This window comes from Streptomyces lanatus, assembly GCF_014655715.1.
Lineage (GTDB): Bacteria > Actinomycetota > Actinomycetes > Streptomycetales > Streptomycetaceae > Streptomyces > Streptomyces lanatus.
Map to the genome: position 1 here is coordinate 246,135 of NZ_BNBM01000007.1, position 23,544 is coordinate 269,678.

The 23,544-nt window shown below is 70.5% G+C and carries 23 protein-coding genes; 10 read left to right on the forward strand and 13 right to left on the reverse strand.

All coding sequences use genetic code 11. The features are described from left to right. Positions 1-64 precede the first annotated feature (64 nt). Both IE325_RS20775 and IE325_RS20780 read left to right on the forward strand, forming a co-directional pair. Positions 65-2,137 (forward strand): PTS fructose transporter subunit IIABC, encoded by a 2,073-nt coding sequence (locus tag IE325_RS20775; protein ID WP_190071460.1) that lies wholly within the window; start codon positions 65-67, stop codon positions 2,135-2,137. Between the two features lie 116 nt (positions 2,138-2,253). Beyond that, positions 2,254-2,508 (forward strand): hypothetical protein, encoded by a 255-nt coding sequence (locus IE325_RS20780; protein WP_190071461.1) that lies wholly within the window; start codon positions 2,254-2,256, stop codon positions 2,506-2,508. A 16-nt stretch (positions 2,509-2,524) separates the two neighbouring features. Here IE325_RS20780 and IE325_RS20785 read toward each other — a convergent pair whose 3' ends face one another. The 4 genes from IE325_RS20785 to IE325_RS20800 form a co-directional block, all read right to left on the reverse strand. Further along, on the reverse strand, positions 2,525-3,271 hold the full coding sequence (locus IE325_RS20785; protein ID WP_190071462.1) for a DUF6227 family protein: 747 nt from the start codon (positions 3,269-3,271) through the stop codon (positions 2,525-2,527). Between the two features lie 189 nt (positions 3,272-3,460). Further along, positions 3,461-4,678, reverse strand: coding sequence for a L,D-transpeptidase (locus tag IE325_RS20790; protein ID WP_190071463.1), 1,218 nt, complete (start codon positions 4,676-4,678; stop codon positions 3,461-3,463). A gap of 216 nt (positions 4,679-4,894) precedes the next feature. Continuing rightward, on the reverse strand, positions 4,895-5,923 hold the full coding sequence (locus tag IE325_RS20795; RefSeq protein WP_190071464.1) for a P1 family peptidase: 1,029 nt from the start codon (positions 5,921-5,923) through the stop codon (positions 4,895-4,897). 255 nt (positions 5,924-6,178) lie between these two features. Next, positions 6,179-7,417, reverse strand: a complete 1,239-nt coding sequence (locus IE325_RS20800) for a low temperature requirement protein A (RefSeq protein WP_190071465.1) — start codon at positions 7,415-7,417, stop codon at positions 6,179-6,181. 114 nt (positions 7,418-7,531) lie between these two features. Between IE325_RS20800 and IE325_RS20805 the strand changes: the two genes are divergently transcribed. After that, positions 7,532-7,714: a hypothetical protein gene (locus IE325_RS20805; protein ID WP_190071466.1), complete on the forward strand. Its 183-nt coding sequence runs from the start codon at positions 7,532-7,534 to the stop codon at positions 7,712-7,714. A gap of 29 nt (positions 7,715-7,743) precedes the next feature. On the opposite strand, the gene IE325_RS20810 is transcribed toward IE325_RS20805, so the two are convergent. After that, a complete protein-coding gene (locus tag IE325_RS20810) occupies positions 7,744-8,409 on the reverse strand; it encodes a nitroreductase (protein ID WP_190071467.1) in 666 nt (221 codons plus the stop codon). 155 nt (positions 8,410-8,564) lie between these two features. Between IE325_RS20810 and IE325_RS20815 the strand changes: the two genes are divergently transcribed. Continuing rightward, positions 8,565-9,215, forward strand: a complete 651-nt coding sequence (locus IE325_RS20815) for an FMN-dependent NADH-azoreductase (protein WP_190071468.1) — start codon at positions 8,565-8,567, stop codon at positions 9,213-9,215. A gap of 99 nt (positions 9,216-9,314) precedes the next feature. Here IE325_RS20815 and IE325_RS20820 read toward each other — a convergent pair whose 3' ends face one another. The 7 genes from IE325_RS20820 to IE325_RS20850 all read right to left on the reverse strand — a co-directional run bounded on the left by IE325_RS20820 (position 9,315) and on the right by IE325_RS20850 (position 15,663). Further along, on the reverse strand, positions 9,315-9,800 hold the full coding sequence (locus IE325_RS20820; RefSeq protein ID WP_190071469.1) for a MarR family winged helix-turn-helix transcriptional regulator: 486 nt from the start codon (positions 9,798-9,800) through the stop codon (positions 9,315-9,317). 111 nt (positions 9,801-9,911) lie between these two features. Further along, the gene (gene mscL / locus IE325_RS20825) at positions 9,912-10,370 is read right to left on the reverse strand and encodes a large conductance mechanosensitive channel protein MscL (RefSeq protein ID WP_190071470.1); all 459 of its coding nucleotides are present in this window, start codon (positions 10,368-10,370) and stop codon (positions 9,912-9,914) included. A gap of 129 nt (positions 10,371-10,499) precedes the next feature. Beyond that, positions 10,500-11,048, reverse strand: a complete 549-nt coding sequence (locus IE325_RS20830) for a hypothetical protein (protein WP_190071471.1) — start codon at positions 11,046-11,048, stop codon at positions 10,500-10,502. A gap of 247 nt (positions 11,049-11,295) precedes the next feature. Next, positions 11,296-12,138, reverse strand: coding sequence for an S-methyl-5'-thioadenosine phosphorylase (locus IE325_RS20835; protein ID WP_190071472.1), 843 nt, complete (start codon positions 12,136-12,138; stop codon positions 11,296-11,298). 77 nt (positions 12,139-12,215) lie between these two features. Next, the gene (locus IE325_RS20840; protein WP_190071473.1) at positions 12,216-12,536 is read right to left on the reverse strand and encodes an FmdB family zinc ribbon protein; all 321 of its coding nucleotides are present in this window, start codon (positions 12,534-12,536) and stop codon (positions 12,216-12,218) included. 67 nt (positions 12,537-12,603) lie between these two features. Further along, the gene (locus tag IE325_RS20845) at positions 12,604-13,869 is read right to left on the reverse strand and encodes an MFS transporter (RefSeq protein ID WP_190071474.1); all 1,266 of its coding nucleotides are present in this window, start codon (positions 13,867-13,869) and stop codon (positions 12,604-12,606) included. A gap of 264 nt (positions 13,870-14,133) precedes the next feature. Further along, on the reverse strand, positions 14,134-15,663 hold the full coding sequence (locus IE325_RS20850; protein WP_190071475.1) for a potassium/proton antiporter: 1,530 nt from the start codon (positions 15,661-15,663) through the stop codon (positions 14,134-14,136). A gap of 228 nt (positions 15,664-15,891) precedes the next feature. On the opposite strand from IE325_RS20850, the gene IE325_RS20855 reads away from it, so the two are divergent. Next, positions 15,892-18,672 (forward strand): penicillin acylase family protein, encoded by a 2,781-nt coding sequence (locus IE325_RS20855; RefSeq protein ID WP_190071476.1) that lies wholly within the window; start codon positions 15,892-15,894, stop codon positions 18,670-18,672. Positions 18,673-18,743: 71 nt separating this feature from the next. On the opposite strand, the gene IE325_RS20860 is transcribed toward IE325_RS20855, so the two are convergent. Beyond that, positions 18,744-19,358, reverse strand: coding sequence for a 5-formyltetrahydrofolate cyclo-ligase (locus IE325_RS20860; RefSeq protein WP_190071477.1), 615 nt, complete (start codon positions 19,356-19,358; stop codon positions 18,744-18,746). Between the two features lie 94 nt (positions 19,359-19,452). Here IE325_RS20860 and galU point away from each other — a divergent pair, with 94 nt between their 5' ends. The 5 genes from galU to IE325_RS20885 all read left to right on the forward strand — a co-directional run bounded on the left by galU (position 19,453) and on the right by IE325_RS20885 (position 23,415). Next, on the forward strand, positions 19,453-20,355 hold the full coding sequence (gene galU / locus IE325_RS20865; protein WP_190071478.1) for a UTP--glucose-1-phosphate uridylyltransferase GalU: 903 nt from the start codon (positions 19,453-19,455) through the stop codon (positions 20,353-20,355). A 4-nt stretch (positions 20,356-20,359) separates the two neighbouring features. Further along, on the forward strand, positions 20,360-21,682 hold the full coding sequence (glp, locus tag IE325_RS20870) for a molybdotransferase-like divisome protein Glp (protein ID WP_190071479.1): 1,323 nt from the start codon (positions 20,360-20,362) through the stop codon (positions 21,680-21,682). Between the two features lie 85 nt (positions 21,683-21,767). Beyond that, on the forward strand, positions 21,768-22,262 hold the full coding sequence (gene moaC / locus IE325_RS20875; protein WP_190071480.1) for a cyclic pyranopterin monophosphate synthase MoaC: 495 nt from the start codon (positions 21,768-21,770) through the stop codon (positions 22,260-22,262). After that, positions 22,259-22,759, forward strand: a complete 501-nt coding sequence (locus IE325_RS20880; protein ID WP_190071481.1) for a MogA/MoaB family molybdenum cofactor biosynthesis protein — start codon at positions 22,259-22,261, stop codon at positions 22,757-22,759. The genes moaC and IE325_RS20880 overlap by 4 nt, the downstream gene beginning before the upstream one ends. A gap of 20 nt (positions 22,760-22,779) precedes the next feature. Further along, a complete protein-coding gene (locus IE325_RS20885) occupies positions 22,780-23,415 on the forward strand; it encodes a GNAT family N-acetyltransferase (protein WP_190071482.1) in 636 nt (211 codons plus the stop codon). The last annotated feature ends 129 nt before the right edge of the window (positions 23,416-23,544 follow it).

Consider the following 23,544-nt stretch of genomic DNA (forward strand, 5'->3'; position numbering starts at 1 on the left):
GCACCCCCGTCCCCTTCCCCGCCCACCAGACTCCCCGGGCGATACGCGTGCGAAGGAGCCCGCGATGAGCGACATGATCACCGCGGACCTGGTCGATCTCGACCTGTCCGCCGATACCAAGGAAGCGGCGGCCCGTGCCCTCGCCGAGCGCATGGTGGCCCTGGGCCGGGTGACCGACCTGGACGGCTTCCTCGCCGACGTGGCCGCCCGCGAGGCCCAGATGCCGACCGGCCTCGACGGCGGCATCGGCATCCCGCACTGCCGCAGCGAGCACGTCACCGAGCCGACGCTCGCCTTCGGGCGCAGCGCCGCGGGTATCGACTTCGGCGCGACGGACGGCCCCGCCGACCTGATCTTCCTGATCGCCGCTCCGGCGGGCGCGGACGACGCCCATCTGACGATCCTTTCCTCCTTGGCTCGCCAGCTGATGAACACCGAGTTCACGGACGCGCTGCGGTCGGCGGGCGACGCGGCGTCGGCGGCGGCGCTGATCAGGGGCGAGGAGCCCACTTCCGAGACCTCTGACGACTCATCCGAGACCTCTGAGGATTCCCCGAACTCCGTGGCGTCGTCGGTGGCGGCCTCCGCCGACGCCGCCACGGGCACCACCTCCGAGGCTCCCGCCGAAACCGCCGGCGAGCGCCCGTTCCGTATCGTCGCCGTCACCTCCTGCCCCACAGGCATCGCCCACACCTACATGGCGGCCGAGTCGCTGGAGAACGCGGGCCGCGAGGCGGGCGTCGAGCTCGTCGTCGAGACCCAGGGCTCGGCCGGCTTCACCCGCCTCGACCCGGCCGTCATCGAGGCGGCGGACGGCGTGATCTTCGCCCACGACGTGGCCGTACGGGAGAAGGACCGCTTCGCCGGGAAGCCCACCGTCGACGTCGGCGTCAAGGCGGGCATCAACCGCCCCGCCGCCCTCATCACCGAGGTCCGCGAGAAGGCGGCCCGCGGCGAGGCCACGGCGGCGGCCCGGCCGGGGACCCCGGTCGAGCGGGCCGGCGAGCCCGGCGAGGGCTATGGCAGCAAGCTGCGCAAGTGGCTGATGTCCGGCGTGAGTTACATGGTCCCGTTCGTCGCGGCCGGCGGTCTGCTGATCGCCCTCGGCTTCGCGATCGGCGGCTACCAGATCAACGAGGCCAAGTCGGTCACCGAGCACTTCGACTGGGGCCAGGTCGACAGCTGGGGCGCGCTGCTCTTCCAGATCGGCGCCGCGGCCTTCGGCTTCCTCGTCCCGGTCCTCGCCGGATACATCGCGTACGGCATGGCCGACAGGCCAGGACTCGTGCCCGGCTTCGTCGGTGGCGCGATCTCGGTCACGATCGGCGCCGGGTTCCTCGGCGGTCTGGTCGCCGGTCTGATCGCCGGTGGTGTGGTCCTCGGCATCCAGCGGATCAACATCCCACCGGTGCTGCGCGGCATCATGCCGGTGGTGGTGATCCCGCTGATCTCCTCGGCGGTGGTCGGCTTCCTGATGTTCGTGGTGATCGGCAAGCCGATCTCCGAGGCGCAGAAGGCCATGACCGACTGGCTGAACGGCCTCTCCGGCACCAACGCCATCCTCCTCGGCGTCCTGCTCGGCCTCATGATGTGCTTCGACCTCGGCGGCCCGGTCAACAAGGTGGCCTATACCTTCGCGACGGCCGGTATCTCGGTCGCGGCGCCCAGCGACTCCGCGATGAAGATCATGGCCGCCGTGATGGCCGCGGGCATGGTTCCGCCGCTGGGCATGGCCCTGGCCACCGTGGTCCGCAAGAAGCTGTTCACCACCGCCGAGCGCGAGAACGGCAAGGCGGCCTGGGTGCTGGGTGCCTCCTTCATCTCCGAGGGCGCGATCCCGTTCGCCGCGGCCGACCCGCTGCGCGTCATCCCCGCCTCCATGGCGGGCGGCGCGGTCACCGGCGCGCTGACCATGGCCTTCGGCTCGACCCTGCGCGCCCCGCACGGCGGCATCTGGGTCACCTTCCTGATCGGCAAGCCGTTCCTCTACCTGCTGGCCATCGCGGCCGGTACGGCGGTCACGGCGGGCCTGGTCATCGTGCTGAAGGGCATGCGCCGGACGGCACCGGAGGGCACGGCCGCCGCCGGGTCCCCGGCGGCCGCGACCGCGGAGGCGAAGCAGCCGGTCGCCGCGTAGGCCTCCTGTTTGCCTCTTTGGGCCGCTGTGGGCAGTTCACGACACCTTTCACAGCACCTGCGAGATACGTCACGGTCCGGGCCTCATGGCCCGGACCGTGGTGTCTACTGGGGCGTATGCCGGAAAACGTCTCGATCCTCCAGCTGCTGGGCCCAGTCGTACTCGCCTTCGCGGCCGCGCTGTGGGTGACCGGACTGGCCCGTCTCCTGCGCCGCAACCGGCCCGGGGCGACCGCACAGCGCACGGACCCGACGCTCACCGGCCTCCCGCACCAGCGACAGACCGCCCCCGAGCAGGAGGCCGTCGAACTCACCCCGGCGGAACGGGACGCCTTCGCGGGACTGGTACGCCGGCTCAACGGCGGCCGCTGAGCGGCGAAGCCGGGTGTTACGACACCTGCGCCGCCCGCCGCTCCATGGCGTCACGCGCCGCGTCCTCGTCGACGTACACCTCGCACATGTGCCGTCCGTCCGGTGTCGCCGTGTGCTCGACCTCCCACAGGGACACCTCCCTGCCGTCACCCAGCAGGAACGCGTGCTCGTAGAGCGAGAAGCACAGCCCGGCGCGGCCCGCACGGCCCGGGCGTCCGAACGCCTGGGTGATCTGGTGCGCGCACGCGGTGGTCAGTAACGCGGCCGTGTCCGCGCCCGGCCGGTCGCTGTTCTCCGCCCGGCGCAGCAGCCGGCGCGCATGGTCCGGCGAGTCGTCCGGCACATACGCGTGCCGGGGCGCCGGGATCGGCGACAGCTGCACCGTCACCGGCAGTTCGAAGTCCGGGGCGTCCGGCGGCAGCGGCAGCCGTGCGGTCGCGGCCCGCAGCTCCTCCTCGTCGGCGTACACCTCGTGCTGCGGTTCGCGGCCCCGCGCGGTGTTGTGGACGAGCTCCCACAGCGTGAGCGCTGAGCCGTCGGCGAGCAGCCAGGTGTGCCGATATGTCTCGCGGTGCAGCCCCGCGCTGTGGTGCGCGGAGTGCAGCGAGCTGTCATGAGCCAGCGCACAGTCGAGTCGCCGTATCGCCTCGTCGGGCAACTCGAAGGAGTTCAGGGCGCGGCCGAGGAGTCGCTCGAGGTGCTCCTCCGGAGACTCCGGCGACTCGGGTGGTTCGTACGCTGCCGTCTCGTACGGAACGCTCAAGGTTTCTCCCGGCGTTGCTGCATGTCACCTTGTGGGTGCATACCGTAGCCCCTCGGTCGGACATCATGTCCGGGAACCGAGAAAACGTACGTCCGGTAAAACGCGCGGGCCGCGCGAGAAGTTCCCGCGCGGCCCGACGAACTGTCAAGATTCCCTGTTGAGAGGGCACTTCAGTGCCTCATGGGTGGGTCAGGCGGCGCTGCCCGCGACCCACTCGCTCCACCCCAGGTTCCAGCCGTTGAGTCCGTTGTCCGGCGTCACGGTCTTGTCGGGGGAGTTCTTGACGATCACCACGTCACCGACCATCGAGCTGTCGTAGAACCACTTGGAAGGCGTGTCTCCCCCTCCGCCCTGCACATCCTGCAGGCCGACGCACCCATGGCTGGTGCCCTGGCTGCCGAAGGGCGGATTGCCCTTGTTGTACCAGTAGTTGCCGTGGATGAAGGTCCCCGACTGGGTCAGCCGCATCGCGTGCGGCACATCCGGGATGTCGTAGGCGTTGGCGAGACCGACGGTCCTGCTGTCCATCCGCAGCTTCGTGAACTTCTCGGAGATCACCATCTGCCCGTTGTACGTGGTGAACTCGGGGCTGCCCGCCGAGATCGGCACCGACTTGACCGTCTTGCCGTCCCGCACGACGGTCATCGTCTGCGTGTTCACGTCGACGGTCGAGACCTGCGAGCGCCCGATGGTGAAGGTGACGGTCTTCTTCTGCACGCCGAAGACGCCGTTCGCGCCCTCCACGCCGTCCAGGTCGATCTTCATCGTGACCTTGGACCCGGCCTTCCAGTAGTCCTCGGGCCGGAAGTCGAGCCGCTGCTCCCCGAACCAGTGCCCGACCACCTTCTGCCCGCTGCTGGAGGTGACCGTGATGTGCGACTGCACGGCCTTCTTGTCGCCGATCGCCTTGTCGAAGTTGAACGACACCGGCATCCCGACGCCGACCGTGGAGCCACCGTCGGGCGTGTACGTCCCGATGAAGCTGTTGGCCGAGGAGACCGTGGTGAACGTCGAGTCGGCGGCCGTGGTGCGCCCGTCCCCGTCCTTCGCCGTGGCCGCTATGGCGTACTTCGTCCCCCGCTCCAGCTGCTCCTTCGGCTTCCAGCTGCCCCCGTCGGCGGACAGGGCGCCGGGCACGGCCTCCCCGCTGTCCGCCAGCGTCATCTTCACCTCGGTCAGCTTGCCGTCGCTGACCTTCACACCGGTCGAGTTGATCGACGCCCCGGTCGAGCCGTCCTTCGCCGAGATCACGATGTTCGCGGCGGACGTCTTGGCGGAGTCCTTGCCACCCTTGTCGTCGCTGTCGGCGTTGGCGCTGCCACCGCACGCGGTGAGCGTCAGGGCGCCGATCACCAGGGCGGCACAGGCCCCCAGTGCGCGCCGCGCTGCTATGTCCGGCGTTGTCAAGATCTGCTCCATCTTCATGCGATCCGCGGGATCCGTTCCGTTCCACGGGGGAAGAGTCCCCCGCCGTCGAACCGGGTTCCCAGCGTTCGCGGTGAATGCCATCACGTGACAGAACCGCGACAATCGCCGAGCGGAGCGGACACGACCACGCCAACTGGCCCGCCGCGCCTCCCTTTACGTCTCCTCCCGCACGTCTCCTCCCTCCACGCCTGTGCGCTACAGATCCCCGTACAGCTCCCCGTACGACGGCCACGCCCCACCCGGCCCGTCCACCGACCCCGCCGCCCGCACGGCCCGCACGATCGCCCGCGTCACCATGTCGGCGCCCGCCGCGAGCAGCTCGTTCAGCGCGAGCGGATGCCCGGCGTCCAGCACCCGCTCCCCGGTGGCCAGCGTGAACACGGTGTCCCCGTCGTTGAGCAGATGCACCGGCCGCACGGCGCGCGCGATCCCGTCGTGCGCGGTGCCCGCCAGCTTCTGCGCCTGCGCCTTCGACAGGTCCGCGTCGGTGGCGACCACCGCGAGCGTGGTGTTCAGCGGCGGCGGCGCGTTCTTCGCCGCGATCTCGGCGAGCCGCAGCCGCGCCGCCTGATGGACCTCCTCCTCCGGGCGGCTCACCCGCCCCTGCGACAACTCCCCGTACAACGCCCCGGTCTCCGGTTCCACGGCCGACCCCGCCGCGTTGGCCACCACCAGCGCGGCCACCGTGATCCCCGAGTCGAGCACGATGCTCGCGGTGCCGATCCCGCCCTTGACCGGCCCGACGGTCGCTCCCGTCCCGGCGCCCACACAGCCCTGGGGCACCGGAGCGCCGGGTTCGCTCGCCGCGGCCGCCTCGACCGCCGCCCGTCCGGTGGCGGCGTCCGGCCGGGCCCGGAAGTCGCCGCCCCGCCCGAGGTCGAAGACACAGGCGGCGGGCACCACCGGCACCACATGCGCCGGGTCCACCCCCACACGCACCCCGCGTCGCTGTTCCTCCAGCCAGGCCATCACCCCGGACGCCGCGTCGAGCCCGTAGGCACTGCCCCCGGTCAGCACGATCGCCTCGACCTTCTGCACCAGGTTGCGCGGATCGAGGGCGTCCGTCTCCTTGGTACCGGGCCCGCCCCCGCGCACATCCACGGCGGCCACGGCCCCGCCCTCGGGCGCGAGAACGACCGTGGTGCCGGTGAGCCAACCGCCACCGTCGCGCGTCTCGTGCCCCACCCGCAGTCCGGCGACATCTGTCAGAGCGTCAACTGTCATGGGGCCAGTCTTGTCCAGCCCTCGCTGCGACGAAGCTTGTGTTGCGTTTGTCCGGCCGCGTGGGGGAGGGGCCGGGAGAGAGGGGGAGGGGCATGGCTCGGCCGGGCGGATCGTGCGAGGCGCGTGGGCCGGGAGGGCTCGGCGGGTGTCTCGGCCGGCTGGGCCGCGCCGGATGACGCCATCGGCCGTAATGACGCCATCGGCCGTAATGACGCCATCGGCCGTATGCGCCGGACGACTCGGCGGACCGGCCGCTCAGACGGCCGGTGTTCTCGTGGCCGTGCCGCGGTTCCGGGCCGTCATGCGTGCCGTCAGTGTCTCCCCGGTCGCCACCGCCAGCGCCGAGACGAGGCCGGCCGCGAGCACCGCCCAGTCGCCCAGGAAGGTGCAGCAGATCACCAGCAGGGCCGTGGTCGGCAGCACCAGCTGCTGGGCGATGCCCACCTTGAAGTGCCGGGAGTGCAGCAGCCAGACCGTGAGCAGATAGAGCGCCGTCGGCAGGGTCACCGCGGCCGACGCGGCGAGTGTCGAGATGTGCGCCTTGCCCACGGACTGCTCGACCGCCACCTCCAGCCCCGCACCGATCGCCGCCGCCGAGGCGAACACCACGTAGTGGCCGTAACCCCAAAGGAACGCCTGCTTGTTGCTGCGCAGATGGCCGTGGATCGGCACCACGAAGTAGATCCACCAGGCGGCGAAGATGATCAACAAACCGCCTGCGGCGATCGGCAGCAGCTCGCCCAGCGCGTCGTTCTCGTCGATGCCCGTCTTCACGGCCACCGTGGCCGCCGCGATGGTCTCGCCGAGCACGATGATCGTGAACAGCCCGTACCGCTCGGCGATGTGGTGCGGGTGCCAGGACGTGGGGTGGTCCTTCTCCGCGAACGGCGGCACGCACATCTCCAGGATCGCCATCACCAGGAACACCCAGGCTCTGGCGTCCTCGGGCAGGACCACCAGGCCCACCCAGCCGATCTGGCACAGCAGCACACCGACGGCGTACCGCAGGGCCATTCTTCGTTCCGGCCCATGACTCGATCCGGCGACCCGCAGCCACTGGCCCACCAGGGCGAGCCGCATGATCACATAGCCCAGCAGCACCGCCAGGTACTCATGCTCCTCGAACGCCCGGGAGATCCCGGCCGCCAGGACCAGCACACCGGCGATCTGGATCAGGGTGACGACCCGGTAGAGCACGTCGTCGTTGTCGTACGCGGAGGCGAACCAGGTGAAGTTCATCCAGGCCCACCAGATGGCGAAGAAGACCATCGCGTAGTTGAGGATGCCCTCGCCCGCGTGGCCCTCGGCGACCGCGTGCACCAACTGGATGCCCGCCTGGGCGATGGCCACGACGAAGCACAGGTCGAAGAAGAGCTCCAGCGGAGTGGCGACCCGATGCGACTCACCACGGCCCCGCGCGGTGAGCCTGCGCAGCGGGCGACGGGGTGCATGAGGGCTGGGCGAGTCCGGCGCGGGAGTGGAACTGGACGTCATGGGGTCAAGCACAGCAGATGGCGCGGGGAATTTCTCCCGTAAGGGATCACCTGTCCGCGAGGGACGGGCAGCGTCCGCTCGGGGCCGTACCTCCGGGGGTCGTACCCTGGACGCATGAGCACCGCCCCCGCCCCCGAGCCGCGCGAGCCCAAGGCCGCGCTGATCTTCGACGACCCGCTGGACCAGCAGTCCTCGGACGACACGGACCGCGGGTGGGGCGAGCGGCCGGGCGGGACCGGCGACAGCGCGGCCGACCTCAAGCGTTTCCTCGACGAGAAGCCGCCCCACCACATCTGACGACGCGGGCGCCTCACCACCGCCTCGCCCTAACCGTCGATGAACGTGACCGTCTCGTCCAGCGGTGCCCGTCCGATGCGGGCGTCGGTCACGGTGACGTCCTCGAATCCGATCGACATGCCGCAGAACAGCATGAGCTCCTTCGGGGGTGACAGGACCTCGGCGACGGTCCGGTGGTACTTCGCCCACGCCATTTGCGCGCAACTGTGCAGTCCTTCCTCGCGAAGCAGCAACATCACGGTCTGCAGATACATGCCGACGTCGGACCACTGGGCCGGCCCCATGCCGCGGTCGATGTAGCAGAACAGGGCGGCGGGCGCCCCGAAACAGTCCCAGTTCGCGGAAGCGGCCCGCTGGCGCGCCTCCAGATCCCCGCGCGCGATGCCGAGCGCGCCGTAGCGCTGCTCGCCGAAGGCGAATCGGCGTTCGCGGTACGGGGACTCCAGATCGGGCGGGTACTGCTCGTACTCCGGCTCGTCCCAGGCGTCACCGGTGCTCACGCGTTCACCGGTCCGCTTCTTGAGTTCCGCCAGCGGTCCGCCGGTCAGGACATAGGCGTGCCACGGCTGGAGGTTCGACGCGGACGGGGCCCAGGCCGCGGCGGACATCACGCGGGCCAGCGCCTGTGCCGGGACCTGCCGGTCGGTGAATCCCCGTACCGCCCGCCGGCTCCTGACGGCTTCGTAGACGTTCAAGGTCGCCTGCCTCTCCTTCGCCTGCTGCTTCCCGAGTCCATGCTCCGTTGCGATCGCGATAGTATCAATCAATACTGTCTCGTGTTTAACTATGGTCGAGTACAAGCCACCCGCCCCAGGTCCCTGCCTCGGGCGCCGCACCCTGGAGAAAGCCCATGGCCACGCTGCTGCACATCGACTCGTCCGTGCTCCCCGGCGGGGCGTCCTCGTCTCGTTCGGTCGCCGACGCCTTCCGCAGGGCATGGGGGGAGCAGCACCCGGACGGCACGGTGATCCACCGCGACCTCGCCGTCGCCCCCGTGCCGCACATCACGGCCACCGCCTGGTCCGCCGGCTACACCGCCCCGTCCGACCGCACCCCGCAGCAGTCCGCCGCGTTCGCCGAACGCGTCGTGCTCATCGAGGAACTGGAGCGGGCGGACGCCGTCCTGATCGGCGCCCCGATGCACAACTTCTCGATCCCCTCGACCCTCAAGGCCTGGCTGGACAACGTGCTCCTGCTCGGCCGCACCGCGGGCGAGAACCCCTCAGCCCAGGGCACGCCGGTGGTCGTCGTGGCCAGCCGCGGCGGCTCCTATGCGCCGGGCACCCCGCGCGAGGGCTTCGAGTTCGTCCGGAACTATCTGGAGGCCGTCCTCAGGGACACCCTCGCCCTGGACCTCGACTTCATCGTCCCCGAACTCACCATGGCTCCCCGCAATCCGGCCATGTCCGACCTGATCCCCCTCTACGAGGCCTCCCGCAAGCGCGCCCTGGAGGACGCGACCACCAAGGCGAAGCAACTCGCACAGCGATTCGCCGCGTGACGGAGAGGTCCTGGGTGCGGTGGGGTGGGGTGAGGTGCGGTGCGGTGGGGTGTCGGGGGTGAGGGCATGACGCCGGTCCCCGTATAGGCGTCGGCGCGCCTACGCCTCGCCGGCCCCGGCATCCGCGAACCGGGTCAACAGGTCCGCCAGCTGCTCGGACTCGCCAGGGCCCAGCCCGGCGGCCAGGCGCTCGGCCAGCGGCTGAGCCGCCACATGGGCCGCGTCGAAGAGCTCGACCCCCTGCGGTGTGATCTCCACGGCCCGCACCCGCCGGTCCCCGGGGACGGCCTTGCGCACGGCCAGCCCCTTGCGCTCCAGGTCGTCCACGACGCGCATGATCCCCGCCTTGTCCGACCCCGTCGCCACCGCCAGGTCCCGCTGCACCGTGGGGCCCCGGTCGACCAGCACGATCAGCACCGCGAAGTGCCGCAACTCGATGCCGAGCGGGCGGAGGGCCTCCGTCATCACCGCCGCGGCGTGCCAGTGCGCCCGCCGCAGCAGCAGGCCGAGGGCGAACGGCGAGGCGTCCCCGGGGCGCCCGGTCGCACGGGAGGCGGTGGATCTGCGGGAGGCGTCGGCGGTCATGGGCCCACCCTACCGCCGTCAACTCATCCGATACGGTTTCAATCGAAACCAAATGTGACCGGCTGCGGCAGCCGAGCCGGAGCCGCAGCCGACCTGGTCGCGCTCGCCGCGCTAACTCTGGTTGTGCCCCGAGCCGCGCTGGGCGACCAGCGCGTCGCGGATCTCCTTGAGCACCTCCAGCTCGGTCACCTCGATGACCTCGTGCGTGCTCTCCTTCGCCTTGCGGCGGGCCTCCACGCGAGCCAGGTACTTCGCCATGGGCAGCACCATCAGGAAGTACACGACGGCCGCCGTGATCACGAAGCTGAGGGCCGCGCCGAGCACCGAGCCCCACAGGATCTGGATGCCCTGGTCGCCCTCGCACGTCGAGCTCAGGCACGAGCTGTAGTGATCGAGGTTCTTGGTGCCGATCGCTCCGACCAGCGGATTGATGATCCCCTTCACCACCGCGTTGACGATGTTGGTGAAGGCGGCACCGATGACCACCGCGACCGCCAGATCGACGACGTTCCCGCGCATCAGGAAGGCCTTGAAGCCCTCCCAGAGGCTCGGATCCTTCTTCTCGCTCACTTCGGAGCCACCCCTCGCACACACAGCTTGTGGAACAGACCGCTCCGCAACCTACGTCAGCGCTCGGCCATCCTGTCCAATCGGACCCCTCCATCGAGCGACTTGACAGCGGCCGGGGCAGGACCGGGCTCAGCACAGCGTCACCGCAAGCCGTGCCGTGGCGCTCGCGCCCGCCAAGCGCGCCGCCGTGGAACGCGGCACCGACAGCACGACCAGCGCCCCGCTCTCACCCAGGGCGTCCAGCGGCTCCGGCACCTTCGACACCCGCGCCCCGCGCGCGACCACCTGGGCGTCACCGCCCGTCGCGGTGTCCTCCGCGGCGATCACATCGACCCGGTCGCCCGGCCGCAGCAGCCGTACGGTCGCCCCGTCGGCGATCCGCACCGGCGCGGACACCCGCTCGACGGCCCGGTGTTGGCGCAGCGGCTCCGCCACCGGACGGCCACGCGCCCGGTCGGTCTCCCGAGGGCCCGCCGCCACGAGGGCCGCCGCGGTCACGGCGAGCCCCGCCGCCACGGCCCGCCTGCGGTGCCGTACCAGCCGGCGTCCTCGATACCGCCCGCCGCGCACCCGTACCGGGGCGAAGTGCGGCACCTCGCAGGTGGCCGGGGCATCGGTGCCCAGCGGCAGGGGAGGGCGAGGGGAAGAGGAGGAAGGGAGCGAAGGAGCAACGGACACGGGGACCACCACCTGCGACGACGGACGACGGACGACGGAACGGCTTGCGGGTCCACGATCACCCATCTCGCCGCCGCCCGCCGGACCCCGTGGACTACCGACCGGTTGTGGAAAACTCCCCCACCCGAACGATGAGTTCCGCCACCGCCACCGCCGCCGCAACCGCCGCCACCGTCACAGCCACCGTCGCCGGCCCCGCCATCCGCCCCATCACAGCCCGGTCACCGCCCCGAGCCCCCCCAACGCCCTACGGCAACACGAACCCCGGATCCATCCCACCCAGCGCCCCCGCGCACAAACAGTCCCGCTCCTCATTCACCGGCAACGCCGCCACCGCGTCGAAGAGAACCCCCCGCAGCCGGTCCACATTCGCCGCGAACACCCGCAGCACCTCGTCGTGGGAGACGCCCTCACCGGTCTCGGCGCCCGCGTCCAGGTCGGTGACCAGGGTCAACGACGTGTAGCAGAGCTCCAGTTCACGGGCCAGCGCCGCCTCGGGATGGCCGGTCATGCCCACCACCGACCAGCCCTGCGCCTGGTGCCACAACGATTCGGCACGGGTCGAGAAGCGGGGTCCCTCGACGACGACCAGCGTGCCGCCGTCCACGGCATCCCAGTCCCGTCCACGCGCGGCCTTCAGCGCGGCGGCGCGCCCGGTGGGGCAGTAGGGGTCGGCCAGCGAGACATGCACGACGTTCGGCACGGTGCCGTCGGGCAGCGGAAGTCCGTCGAAGTACGTCCCCACCCGGGACTTGGTGCGGTCCACGAGCTGGTCCGGCACCAGCAGTGTGCCCGGCCCGTACTCGGGCCGCAGACCGCCCACCGCGCACGGCCCGAGGACCTGGCGCGCCCCGAGCGAACGCAGCGCCCACAGGTTGGCGCGGTAGTTGATCCGGTGCGGCGGCAGATGGTGGCCGCGGCCGTGCCGGGGCAGGAAGGCGACCCGTCGGCCGGCGATCTCGCCGAGGAAGAGGGAGTCGCTGGGCGGCCCGTAAGGGGTGTCCACCTGTATCTCGGTCACATCGTCGAGGAACGAGTAGAAGCCGGATCCGCCGATCACGCCGAGTTCGACGTTCGCCTTGTTCGCCATGTCCGCACCCTAACCGCACCCGGAAACGCCGAGGACCCCGGCGCCGTACGACGACAGGGTCCCGTAATGGATGTGCGTTACGCGGCGGAGCTGCTGGAGGAGGTGCCGGTGCTCGACGCCTTCGAGTCCGAGGACGAGGACGACGAGGACGACGTCGACGACGAGTCGGACGAGGAGGAGGTCGACGACTTCGACGACGCCGGGGAGCTGCTCGACGAGGAGCCGCGGCTGTCGTTGCGGTAGAAGCCGGAGCCCTTGAAGACGATGCCGACCGCGGAGAACACCTTCTTGAGGCGGCCCTGGCAGTTGGGGCACTCGGTCAGGGCGTCGTCGGTGAACTTCTGCACCGCCTCGAGGCCCTCGCCGCACTCGGTGCACTGGTACTGGTAGGTCGGCACTGTCTTCCTCCTGGCACTCTCACTCGATGAGTGCTAACGACGGTCCATAGTGACGTATTCCAGCCGCTCAGTCCACTGCCACCGGAACTCGGTGACCCACGCCACGTGCGACCGTACGGCCACGGGGCCGCGTCGCGAGCCGGGAACGCAGTGCCACCAGGGTCGCGAGCGCGAGCAGTGTGCCGCCCATCGGCACCAGGAACCCGGCGCCGCCCCACAGGCGGTCCTCCAACTGACCCGCGACCGTCACGGCCGCGGCCTGCCCGAGCGCGACCGCACCCGTGAGCCAGGTGAAGGCCTCGGTGCGGGCACCGGCCGGGACCAGGTCCTCGACCAGCGTGTAGCCGGTGATCAGCGCGGGCGCGATGCACATGCCGACGAGCAGGCCGAGGCCGGCCAGGACGAGCACCGAGTGCGCGGCCCACAGTCCGGACGCGGCCAGCGCGAGGGCGGCGTAGCCGACGAGGAGGCGGCGCTGCGGGGCCACCTTCCAGGCGATCGCGCCGCAGACGATGCCGGAGAGCATGTTGCCCGCGGCGAAGGTGCCGTAGAGGACGCCGTTGAGCCCCGGTTCGCCGATCGACTCGGTGAACGCGGCCAGCGAGACCTGCATGCCGCCGAAGACGGAGCCGATGCCGAGGAAGGTCACGATCAGCACGCGCACCCCGGGGACGCGCAGCGCCGAAGCGTGCTCCACGCGTGCGTGCCCGGCGGCCGTGACCGAGGGCTGGGTGCTCTTCTGCGCGGCGAACAGCAGACCGCCGAGCAGCGTCAGCGCGGCCTCCGTCACCAGGCCCGCGGCCGGGTCGACGGCGGTGCACAGGGCGGTGGCGAGCAGCGGGCCGACGACGAAGGTCAGCTCGTCGGTGACCGACTCGAAGGCGGCCGCCGTCGGCATCAGGGGCGAGTCCTGGAGCTTCACGCCCCAGCGGGCCCGCACCATGGGACCGATCTGCGGGACCGAGGCGCCGGTCGGCACGGCCGCCGCGAACAGTGCCCACAGGGGAGCCCCCGCCAGCGCGAGAGCCGTCAGGGTCAGACCGGAGAGGACGTGCACCAGGACGCCGGGGACGAGGACGGCGCGCTGCCCGTAGCGGTCGGCGAGACGGCCGCTGTAGGGCGCGAACAGCGCCATGGAGACGCCGGTGACGGCCGCGGCGGCGCCCGCCGCACCGTAGGAGCCGGTGGTGTGCTGGACCAGCAGCACGATGGAGATGGTCAGCATCGCGAACGGCTGGCGTGCCGCGAAGCCGGGGAGCAGGAACGTCCAGGCGCCGCGGGTGCGCAGCAGCTGTCCGTATCCGGGGCGCTCGGGGGTGACCGTGGATGCCACGGCCCGTGCCTTTCTGCCACCTGGTAGCGCGGCCCCATGGGGTCGGGGGCGGCGCCGAGAGCTGTCCTCTTGCGCGGAACTGCGGTAGATACCGGCGCCCACATGAGGAAGGACGTCCCGGCCGCCATACGGTCGCGCCAGCTCTGCGTCAGGCAGAGTTGGTTCGATCTGGGGTTACGCCTGCATAGTACAGGGAGCAGGGTCCATTGACCTTGTGAAAATGAGCACCACGGAGCACTTCGCCTGCGATCACTTTGCCTGTGATCACTTCGCGGCCCCGTTCGTCCCCAGCCACCCGGCCAGCTTGCCCCCGGAGCCCACCGCGCGCAGCCGGTGCTCGGCGGCGTCGCGCACCGGGTCCGTGGCGACGACGAGCAGTTCGTCCCCGCGTCGCAGCACCGTCGTGGGCATCGGAACGAACGATTTTCCATCGCGGACGACAAGGGTGACGGCGGCCCCGGCGGGCAGCCGCAGCTCATTGATCTCGACGCCGTGCATCTTGGAGCCCTCGGGGATCGCGAAGGACAGCAGATGCCCGCGCAGCCGCTCCAGGGGCGCCGACTCGATGCCGAGGTCGGCGGCCTGCTGCCCCTGGCCGAGGTCCAGCTTGCGGGCGAGCCACGGCAGGGTCGGGCCCTGGATCAGGGTGTAGACGACGACCAGGACGAAGACGATGTTGAAGATGGTCTCGCTGCCCTCGACGCCGCTCACCATGGGGATCGTCGCCAGGATGATGGGCACGGCGCCGCGCAGCCCGGCCCAGGACATCAGGGCCTGCTCCCGCCAGGGCACGCGGAACGGCACCAGGCAGGCGATGACGCCCAGGGGCCGCGCCACCATGGTCAGCACCAGGCCGATGACGAGCGCGGGCAGGATGTCGTCGCCCAGCTCGTGCGGGGTGACCAGCAGGCCGAGCAGGACGAACATGCCGATCTGGGCGATCCAGCCGAGCCCGTCGGCGAACCCGCGCGTGGCGGGCCAGTGCGGCAGCCTCGCGTTGCCCAGCACCATCGAGGCGAGATACACGGCGAGGAAGCCGCTGCCGTGCGCCATGGCGCCGGCCGCGTAGGCGGTGACGGCGATGGCCATGACGGCGATCGGGTAGAGGCCGGAGGCGGGCAGCGCCACATGTCTGAGGCCCCAGGCACCCAGCCAGCCGACCGCGAGGCCGATGGCGGCGCCGATGGCCAGCTCCTGCGCTATCTCGCCGGCCAGCACATACCAGTGCGGGACCGGACCGGCCTCGGAGAAGGCGACCACCAGGATCACCACAGGGGCGTCGTTGAAGCCGGACTCCGCCTCCAGGGTGCCCGTCACGCGTGAGGGGAGCGGGATCTTGCGCAGCACCGAGAACACCGCCGCGGCGTCCGTGGAGGAGACGACCGCCCCGATGATCAGCGCCTGCCGCCACTCCAGGCCGACCAGGAAGTGCGCCGCGGTCGCCGTGACCCCGACGCTCACCGTGACCCCGGCCAGTGCCAGCGCGGAGGCGGCCGGAAGGGCCGGCCTGACCTCCTTCCACTTCGTGCCCAGACCACCCTCGGCCAGGATCACGACCAGCGCCGCATAGCCGATGACCTGCGTCAGCTCGGCGTCGTCGAAGCGGATGCCGCCGATGCCGTCCTGGCCCATGAGCACGCCGATGCCCAGGTACACGAGCAGGCTGGGGAGCCCGCTGCGCGAGGAGATCCGGACCGCTGCGACGGCGACGAGCAGGACGAGCGAGCAGACGAGCAGGAGCTGGTTGAGGTCGTGGACAGTCAGCGGCCGTTCCCTTCCCTGGCCCGCGCGCACACGCGCGTGGGCTCACGTACATAGGACACGAAGTGGCGGTTCTCCGCACCCAACTACTTCGTTACCTTACCTAACTCTTGACGATTTCTTGACGCTCATGGGTGCATGATCGAACGTCCGTCCGTGCTGGTTCCCTACTCCGCGTCAAGTTGCTTCGGGCCCTGCGCCTATGGTTGCTCCAGCACTCCAGGACCGCCTGCCTCTCGCGTTAGGACAGCAAGGACAGCGATGCCCCCCAATACCACCGCCTCCACGGGTCAACAGCCCGGCAAGTCCGGCAGGAAGAAGGGGCGCAGAGCCCGCCTGCTCGTCCTCGTGCTGGTACTGGCCGTCGTTGCGGGCGTCGCCGGCGGGGCGTACTGGTCCATCAGCACCGTCCGTGCCTCGTTCCCGCAGACCAAGGGCTCGCTCACGCTCAAGGGCCTGTCCGGGCCCGTCGACGTCAAGCGCGACGGCTACGGCATCCCGCAGATCTACGCCTCCTCCGACGAGGACCTGTTCATGGCGCAAGGCTACGTCCAGGCCCAGGACCGGTTCTGGGAGATGGACGTACGCCGCCACATGACCTCCGGCCGGCTGTCGGAGATGTTCGGCAAGAGCCAGGTCGACAGCGACGAGTTCCTGCGCACCCTCGGCTGGGACCGGGTCGCCAAGGAGGAGTACGACAAGACGCTGTCCGCCTCCACCAAGAAGTACCTCCAGGCCTACGCCAAGGGCGTCAACGCCTATCTGGACGGCAAGGAGGGCAAGGACATCTCCCTGGAGTACGCCGCCCTCGGCTTCACCAATGACTACAAGCCGCAGAAGTGGACCCCGGTCGACTCGGTCGCCTGGCTGAAGGCGATGGCCTGGGACCTGCGCGGCAACATGCAGGACGAGATCGACCGCGCCCTGATGACCAGCCGCCTCGGCCCCAAGCAGATCGAGGACCTGTACCCGCAGTACCCGTACAGCCGGAACAAGACGATCGTCCAGGCCGGCCAGTACGACGCGACCACCAAGACGTTCGAGCAGTCCGGCTCCTCCTCGTCCTCCGCGGGCTCCTCCACGGGCGGTACGGGCACCGGCACCGCTTCCGGCACCTCCGGCCTGCAGAGCCAGCTGGCGGGCCTGCAGAACGCCCTGGACGACCTGCCCGCGGCCGTCGGCGTGAACGGCAACGGCATCGGCTCCAACTCCTGGGTGGTCTCCGGGCAGTACACCATCACCGGCAAGCCGCTCCTGGCCAACGACCCGCACCTGTCGGCCTCGCTGCCGTCGGTCTGGTACCAGATGGGCCTGCACTGCCGCTCGGTCTCCAGCAAGTGCCAGTACGACGTCAGCGGCTACACCTTCGCGGGCATGCCCGGCGTGGTCATCGGCCACAACCAGAGCATCGCCTGGGGCATGACCAACTCCGGCGTCGACGTCACCGACCTCTACCTGGAGAAGCTCTCCGGCGACGGCTACCAGTACGACGGCAAGACGGTGCCCTTCACCACGCGCGAGGAGACCATCAAGGTCGCCGGCGGCACCTCCAAGAAGATCGTCGTCCGCGAGACCGAGAACGGCCCCCTGCTGTCCGACCGCAGCAGCGAACTGGTGAAGGTCGGCAGGAAGGCCACCGTCGACAGCGCCGCCCCCGACCGCGGCGACGGCTACGGCATCGCGCTGCGCTGGACCGGCCTCGACGCGGGCACCACCATGGACGCCGTCTTCGCCATGGACAAGGCGAAGGACTGGACCGGCTTCCGCGCCGCGGCCGCCCTGTTCGACGTGCCCTCGCAGAACCTGATCTACGCCGACACCGACGACAACATCGGTTACACGCTGCCCGGAAAGATCCCCACGCGCGCGCAGGGCTACGACGGCTCCGTCCCGGCGCCGGGCTGGGACAGCAGGTCCCGCTGGACCGGCTACATCCCCGACGACGCGCTGCCGTACGAGTACAACCCGAAGCGCGGCTACATCGTCACCGCCAACCAGGCCGTGATCGACAAAGCCAAGACGGACTATCCCTTCACGCTCACCACGGACTGGGGCTACGGCGCCCGCAGCCAGCGCATCACCGATCTGATCCAGTCGAAGATCGACGACGGCGGCAAGATCTCCACCGAGGACATGCGCCAGATGCAGCTCGACAACAGCAGCGAGATCGCCAGGCTGCTGGTGCCCAAGCTGCTGAAGATCGACATCAACAACAAGGACGTCCGGCACCCGGAGGCCATCCGGGAGGCACAGGAGCTCCTGGAGGGCTGGGACTACACCCAGGACGCCGACTCGGCGGCGGCCGCCTACTTCAACGCGGTCTGGCGCAACATCCTCAAGCTCGCTTTCGGCAACAAGCTGCCCAAGGAGCTGCGGGTCGAGGACCAGTGCCTGTGGGTCGACCCCGTCAACACCACCGGCCCCGCGGACCGTACGGAGAAGGTCCGCGAGTGCGGTGAGCGCGAGGCGGACCAGGCGCAGCCGGACGGCGGCGACCGGTGGTTCGAGGTCGTACGCACCCTCATGGACGACGAGGACAGCGACTGGTGGACGACGCCGAGGTCGGGCACCCGCCCCGCGGCCAACAACCGCGACGAGCTGTTCAAGCGCGCCATGATCGACGCCCGCTGGGAGCTGACCGCCAAGCTCGGCAAGGACATGGACACCTGGAGCTGGGGCCGGCTGCACCGCCTGTTCCTGAAGAACCAGACCCTCGGCACCGAAGGCCCCGGTTTCCTCCAGTACGCCCTCAACCGCGGCCCCTGGAAGCTCAGCGGCGGCGAGGCGACAGTCAATGCCAGCGGCTGGAACGCGGCCGGCGGCTACGGCGTCGTCTGGGTGCCGTCGATGCGCATGGTGGTCAACCTCGGCGACCTCGACAAGTCGAAGTGGATCAACCTCACCGGCGCCTCCGGGCACGCCTACAACGCCCACTACACCGACCAGACGGACAAGTGGGCCGACGGCGAACTGCTCGACTGGTCCTTCTCGGACAAGGCGGTCGACGGCAGCACCAGCGACACCCTGGTGCTCAGGCCCTGACCCCGGGCTCCTGATGCGAGAGGCCGCCACGCACGCGTGGCGGCCTCTCGCGCGTCAGCCGAACCGCTGCGTCAGCCGAACCGCCGCACCCCCGACGGCGTCACCACCGCGTGCACCGGCCGGTCGTGCGGCTCCCCGGGAACGCGCTCGACGACCTCGGAGTCGTACAGCAGCACCACCAGTGAGGGATGGGCGCCCGCGCGTTCCAGCCGGGCGAGGACGCGGTCGTACGACCCCCCGCCGCGCCCCAGCCGCATCCCGCGCGCGTCGACCGCCAGACCCGGCAGCAGCACCACGTCGGCGCCGGTCACCGCGTCCGGGCCGAGACGCTCGCCGGTGGGCTCGAAGAGGGCCATCTTTCCGCCGTGTTGGACGCGGGCGAGGGAGTCAGGACCGGAGTACGCGCCCCAGTCGAGGTCGTTGTCGGGCAGGAGCGCCGGAAGCAGCACCCGCACGCCCCGCGCGCGCAGCGCGTCCAGCAGCGCGAGCGTGCCGGGTTCACTCCCCACGGAGACATACGCGGCCACCGTGCGCGCCCCCGCCAGTTCGGGCAGCTCAAGGGCCCGCTCGGCCAACGCGGCCCCGGATGCCCGCACGTCACCCTGTGGCAACCTGGCTCTCACCGCCAGGAGCTCTCGCCGCAACGTTCGCTTGTCAGGCTCGGCCGCACGTCCGGCGTGACCCATGGTCGCTCCCGTTCCCTTCCCAATTGTGCTCATAAGAGAGCCAAATAACCGGAGCCTCAGATTCCCTACAAAGGCACCGGATAAGGTGGCGGGCATGACTCAGTCCCACCCTCGGATCAGCAAGGCTGTCATCCCCGCAGCGGGTCTCGGCACCCGCTTCCTGCCGGCCACCAAAGCCACTCCCAAGGAGATGCTGCCGGTCGTCGACAAGCCGGCTATCCAGTACGTGGTCGAAGAGGCCGTCTCCGCCGGCCTCGACGACGTCCTCATGATCACCGGCCGCAACAAGCGCCCCCTCGAGGACCACTTCGACCGCAACTACGAGCTGGAATCGGCCCTTCAGAAGAAGGGCGACGCCGACCGGCTCGCGAAGGTGCAGGAGTCCAGCGACCTCGCCACCATGCACTACGTCCGCCAGGGCGACCCCAAGGGCCTCGGCCACGCCGTCCTGTGCGCCGCGCCGCACGTCGGCCACGAGCCCTTCGCCGTCCTCCTCGGCGACGACCTGATCGACCCGCGCGACCCGCTGCTCAAGCGGATGGTCGAGGTGCAGGAGCAGCGCGGCGGCAGCGTCATCGCGCTCATGGAGGTCGCGCCCGAGCAGATCCACCTCTACGGCTGTGCGGCCGTGGACCCCACCGAGGACGGCGACGTGGTCAAGGTGCACGACCTCGTCGAGAAGCCGGCCGCGGCCGACGCCCCGTCGAACTACGCCATCATCGGCCGCTATGTCCTCGACCCGGCCGTCTTCGACATACTGCGCAAGACCGAGCCGGGCCGCGGCGGCGAGATCCAGCTCACCGACGCCCTCCAGCAGCTCTCCCAGGACGAGAAGGTCGGCGGCCCGGTGCATGGCGTCGTCTTCAAGGGCCGCCGCTATGACACCGGCGACCGCGGCGACTACCTGCGTGCCATTGTCAGACTCGCATGCGAACGTGAAGACCTGGGCCCGGACTTCCGGACCTGGCTTCGCAGTTACGTAGCCGAGGAGATGTAGCGAATTGAGCACCGCCGCGCCCCGCCACACCGGCCAGGACCACCTCTGGTCGGTGGACGAACACCTGGAGGACATCCTCACGACCGTCCGCCCCCTCGAACCCATCGAGCTGCAACTCCTCGACGCCCAGGGCTGCGTCCTGGTCGACGACGTCACGGTGCAGGTCTCCCTGCCGCCGTTCGACAACAGCTCCATGGACGGGTACGCGGTACGGGTCGCGGATGTCGCGGGCGCCAGCGAGGAGTTCCCGGCGGTGCTCGAAGTCGTCGGCGATGTCGCGGCGGGCCAGGCCGACGCCCCCCAGGTGGGCCCCGGCCAGGCCGCCCGCATCATGACTGGGGCCCCGCTGCCGCCCGGCGCCGAGACCGTCGTCCCGGTGGAATGGACCGACGGAGGCCTCGGCGAGGGCCCGGTCAGCGGGATGCGCGCCCGCAGCCTCGCCCCCGAGGGCGCGCAGGGCCAGGTGCATGTCCACCGGCCCGCCGAGGCACGCGCGCATGTCCGCGCGAAGGGCAGCGACGTCCAGGCGGGCGACAAGGCGCTCGAAGCCGGCACCGTCCTCGGGCCGTCCCAGATCGCCCTGCTCGCCGCCATCGGCCGCGGCACGGTACGCGTCCGCCCGCGCCCGCGCGTGGTCGTGATGTCCACGGGCAGCGAACTCGTCCAGCCCGACGAGGATCTGGCCGAGGGCCAGATCTACGACTCCAACAGCTTCGCCCTCACCGCGGCCGCCCGCGACGCCGGCGCCATCGCCTACCGCGTGGGCGCCGTCGCCGACGACGCCGAGACGCTCCGCTCCACCATCGAGGACCAGCTGGTGCGCGCCGACCTCATGGTCACCACGGGCGGCGTCAGCGTCGGGGCGTACGACGTCGTCAAGGAAGCCCTCTCCCACGTCGGCGACGAGGACGAGGAGGGTGGCGGCATCGACTTCCGCAAGCTCGCCATGCAGCCCGGCAAGCCCCAGGGCTTCGGCTCCATCGGCCCCGACCACACCCCGCTGCTCGCCCTGCCGGGCAACCCGGTGTCGTCGTACGTCTCCTTCGAGATCTTCGTGCGCCCCGCGATCCGTACGCTGATGGGCCTGGAGGACGTCCACCGGCCCCGTATGACCGCGACCCTGACCGCGGACGAGGCGCTGACCTCCCCGAAGGGGCGCAGACAGTTCCTGCGCGGGAAGTACGCCGACGGCGAGGTCCGGCCGGTCGGGGGCGCCGGATCCCATCTGATCGCCGCCCTCGCGCACGCGGACGCGCTGATCGTCGTCCCCGAGGACACCGAGAGCGTCGAGCCCGGCGCCGAGGTCGAGGTGGTCCTGCTCGGCTGAGAGGCCCAGGTTGGCGGTACCGTGTCGCGCACAGCAGGCCCGTGCGCCGCACCGCGACGGGCCCGGACCGGGAGCGCCACAGAGCATGAGCACGCAGGACCCACCCACCCAGGACCGCCTCACGCACATCGACGACGCGGGCGCGGCCCGCATGGTCGATGTGTCGGAGAAGGACGTGACCGCGCGCACGGCCCGTGCCAGTGGCCGCGTCCTCGTCTCGCCCCGCGTGGTCGAGCTGCTGCGCGGCGAGGGTGTCCCCAAGGGCGACGCGCTGGCCACCGCGCGGATCGCCGGGATCATGGGCGCCAAGCGCACCCCTGACCTGATCCCGCTCTGTCACCCGTTGTCGGTGTCGGGTGTGAAACTTGACCTGTCGGTCGCGGACGACGCAGTGGAGATCCTGGCCACCGTGAAGACCACGGACCGCACGGGCGTCGAGATGGAGGCCCTCACCGCGGTCTCCGTCGCCGCGCTCACCGTGATCGACATGGTGAAGGCGGTCGACAAGGGAGCGGTCATCACGGACGTACGGGTGGAGGAGAAGACGGGCGGCAAGTCGGGCGACTGGAGCCGGGCATGACGTATCGCGCACTCGTGGTCACGGCCTCCAACCGGGCCGCCGCCGGGGTCTACGAGGACAAGGGCGGCCCGCTGGTCGCGCACGGCCTCAAGGGCTTCGGCTTCGACGTGGAGGGCCCGCAGATCGTGCCCGACGGCGACCCGGTCACCGCCGCCCTGCGCGCCGGTGTCGACGCCGGGTACGACGTCATCGTCACCACCGGCGGCACCGGCATCTCGCCCACCGACCGCACCCCCGAGGCGACCCGCGCGGTGATCGACTTCGAGGTGCCGGGCATCGCGGAGGCCATCCGGGCGTTCGGCCGGGACAAGGTGCCGACCGCGGCGCTGTCCCGGGGCCTGGCCGGAGTGGCGGGGAGCACCTTGATCATCAACCTGCCCGGTTCCAGCGGCGGAGTGAAGGACGGTCTGGCCGTCCTGGAACCCCTGCTGATCCACGCCGTCGACCAGATCCGCGGCGGCGACCACCCCAGACCCAGCAGCGGGGGTGCGAGCTGAACAGCCCATCCTGGCCCGTCGTGCTGGGGGACGGCGACATCGTCCTCCGGCCGATAAAGATGCGCGACCAACGGGCCTGGCGCGAGGTCAACCGGCGCAACCGGGACTGGCTGCGCCCGTGGGAGGCGACGATTCCGCCGCCCACGCCGAGCGGGCCGATCGCGCACCGGCCGACCTACCGTCAGATGGTCCGGCACTTGCGTTCCGAGGCGAACGCGGGCCGGATGCTGCCGTTCGTCATCGAGTACCAGGGGCGGCTGGTCGGGCAGTTGACCGTGGCCGGGATCACCTGGGGCTCGATGTGCTCGGGGCATATCGGTTACTGGGTGGACGAGGCGGTGGCGGGCCGCGGGGTGATGCCGACGGCCGTGGCCCTCGTCGTGGACCACTGTTTCCGGACCGTCGGTCTGCACCGCATCGAGGTCTGCATTCGCCCCGAGAACGGGCCGAGCCGACGGGTCGTGGAGAAACTCGGATTCCGTGAGGAGGGGCTGCGTCCGCGATATCTCCACATCGACGGAGCCTGGCGCGACCATCTCGTCTTCGCGCTCACGGCGGAAGAGGTCCCGGAAGGGTTGCTGGGCCGGTGGCAGCGGGCACGCTCTCAGCAGACGCCGCACTCGAAGCCGCAGAACACGCAGGGGAATCCCGCATAGCCCAGGAAATTGAATAAGTGTTCGAAATTGATCGCCGGATGACCGCCTCGGGGCATTAAATTCGCGCCCTCGGTGGGCTGCTGATCGCATCGGTCACAAAAAAAGTTCGAAATATCAGCCAGATCGTGC

Excerpts from the sequence above, each read along its gene's own strand:
- IE325_RS20775 (WP_190071460.1), top strand. The coding sequence starts at position 65 with ATGAGCGACATGATCACCGCGGACCTGGTCGATCTCGACCTGTCCGCC.
- IE325_RS20780 (WP_190071461.1), top strand. The coding sequence starts at position 2,254 with ATGCCGGAAAACGTCTCGATCCTCCAGCTGCTGGGCCCAGTCGTACTC.
- IE325_RS20795 (WP_190071464.1), bottom strand. The coding sequence starts at position 5,923 with ATGACAGTTGACGCTCTGACAGATGTCGCCGGACTGCGGGTGGGGCAC.
- IE325_RS20800 (WP_190071465.1), bottom strand. The coding sequence starts at position 7,417 with ATGACGTCCAGTTCCACTCCCGCGCCGGACTCGCCCAGCCCTCATGCA.
- IE325_RS20805 (WP_190071466.1), top strand. The coding sequence starts at position 7,532 with ATGAGCACCGCCCCCGCCCCCGAGCCGCGCGAGCCCAAGGCCGCGCTG.
- IE325_RS20815 (WP_190071468.1), top strand. The coding sequence starts at position 8,565 with ATGGCCACGCTGCTGCACATCGACTCGTCCGTGCTCCCCGGCGGGGCG.
- IE325_RS20820 (WP_190071469.1), bottom strand. The coding sequence starts at position 9,800 with ATGACCGCCGACGCCTCCCGCAGATCCACCGCCTCCCGTGCGACCGGG.
- IE325_RS20835 (WP_190071472.1), bottom strand. The coding sequence starts at position 12,138 with ATGGCGAACAAGGCGAACGTCGAACTCGGCGTGATCGGCGGATCCGGC.
- IE325_RS20855 (WP_190071476.1), top strand. The coding sequence starts at position 15,892 with ATGCCCCCCAATACCACCGCCTCCACGGGTCAACAGCCCGGCAAGTCC.
- IE325_RS20860 (WP_190071477.1), bottom strand. The coding sequence starts at position 19,358 with ATGGGTCACGCCGGACGTGCGGCCGAGCCTGACAAGCGAACGTTGCGG.
- galU (WP_190071478.1), top strand. The coding sequence starts at position 19,453 with ATGACTCAGTCCCACCCTCGGATCAGCAAGGCTGTCATCCCCGCAGCG.
- moaC (WP_190071480.1), top strand. The coding sequence starts at position 21,768 with ATGAGCACGCAGGACCCACCCACCCAGGACCGCCTCACGCACATCGAC.
- IE325_RS20880 (WP_190071481.1), top strand. The coding sequence starts at position 22,259 with ATGACGTATCGCGCACTCGTGGTCACGGCCTCCAACCGGGCCGCCGCC.